We start from the raw sequence: 1,368 nt of genomic DNA, 5'->3' as shown, positions 1-1,368 counted from the left end.
GTGGATCTTCGGCACCGACCTGCTGCATCGCGGCGCCCGCCGCTTCGGACGGATGCGCCAGGCCGAACCGTCCTTCGCCACCGCGACCCTGCTGAGCTGGGCGGGGATGCGCGGCGTCGTCACGCTGGCGGCGGCGCTGTCCCTGCCGGTGTCGCTGCCGGGGCGCGACATCGTGCTGATCTGCGCCTTCGCCGTCATTTTGGTTACCGTGCTGCTGCAGGCCCCGACGCTGGCGCCGCTGATCCGCCTGCTGCGCGTCAGCGGCGCCAGCGAACTGATATTGCGGCGCGACAGCGAGGACCTGGCCTGGCTGCGCATGGCCCAGGCCCAGCATGCCCGGATCGCCGCCCTGTCGCACCAGCCCGACGGGACCGAACGCCATCCCCGCCTGCTGGAACAATATGGCCACCGCGTGCGGGTCGCCGCGGCCTATCGGGCCGACCGCGACGCGCACGAACCCCGGCGCATCGACCATTTCAACGCGATCATCGCCGCCATCGCGGCCGGCCGGCTGGCGGTATTGCGCATGCACCGCGCCGGCGAAATCGACGACCGCGTGCTGCGCACCCTGGAATACGAACTGGACCTGCAGCAGATGGCGGCCGAAAGCCAGGCCGAGGACGAAGCCTGAACCGGGCTAGCAGGCCACTAAAATATTGATTCTATTGTCCTCTCGATTCCGAAATTCGCTTGCGAATTTCGGAATCTAGGCGCCCCCCAGCCCGATTTCGTCCCTGCGTTCGGGGCCCTCACGCTCCGGGTCTCCGCGTTCCAGGCAATGCAGCAGGCAGTCCGGCACCGGTTCGCAGGCGACGGCATCGAATTTGCGATGCAGCGTCATACGGACCCAGTGATCGAAGAATGCCGCATTCACGGGATTATCCGAACCAATATACCCCAATGTCCGCCTCCGGCGCACGCCACCATTTCGCCCGCATGATTAAAAAGGAATTGGAAGTCGCTGGTTCTGTTGACATTTTTGTGACGGGCCACCGGCCGCGGAAAACCGCCATCCTGCCGCCCCCGCAGCGCGCCGGCGGGCGGAACCGCCCCTCTGCCGGGCCGTTCGCCCAATGGGCCCACATCCCATGGCAGGCCGCGCCACGGTCGCAGCAGGACTCCCTTCATGCCGAATCCCGATCCCGCGCCTTCCGGCCCCCCTTCTGCCGATTCGTCGCATTCCGATTCAGCGCATTCCGATTCATTACGTTCCGACGCCGCGCGTTCCCTGGCCCTTACCCGGCGCACCGCATGGAAGCTGCTCGGCGGGCTGGGCAGTGCGGCCACCCTGACGTCCACCCTGGCGTCTACCCTGGCGCCACCCCTGGCCGCCGCCCGGCCGGCGACGGCTCCGGCGGCCCCTTTGCC

The 1,368-nt window shown here is 67.8% G+C and carries 2 protein-coding genes and 1 pseudogene; 2 read left to right on the top strand and 1 reads right to left on the bottom strand.

Going from position 1 to position 1,368, the window contains the following annotated elements; translation table 11 throughout:
- A pseudogene (locus HUK84_RS18445) lies at window positions 1–631 on the top strand (Na+/H+ antiporter); the annotation flags it as partial.
- A gap of 75 nt (window positions 632–706) precedes the next feature.
- Here HUK84_RS18445 and HUK84_RS18440 read toward each other — a convergent pair.
- Window positions 707–874 (bottom strand): hypothetical protein, encoded by a 168-nt coding sequence (locus HUK84_RS18440; protein WP_176641530.1) that lies wholly within the window; start codon window positions 872–874, stop codon window positions 707–709.
- Between the two features lie 252 nt (window positions 875–1,126).
- Here HUK84_RS18440 and HUK84_RS22935 point away from each other — a divergent pair.
- Window positions 1,127–1,368, top strand: a 242-nt coding sequence (locus tag HUK84_RS22935) for a hypothetical protein (protein WP_218064462.1), incomplete at its 3' end; no start/stop codon positions are given.

Source organism: Nguyenibacter vanlangensis (genome assembly GCF_013376155.1).
Taxonomy (GTDB): Bacteria; Pseudomonadota; Alphaproteobacteria; order Acetobacterales; family Acetobacteraceae; genus Gluconacetobacter; species Gluconacetobacter vanlangensis.
Note: the sequence above shows the minus strand (reverse complement) of the source record. Positions and strands in the feature narration are given on the sequence as shown.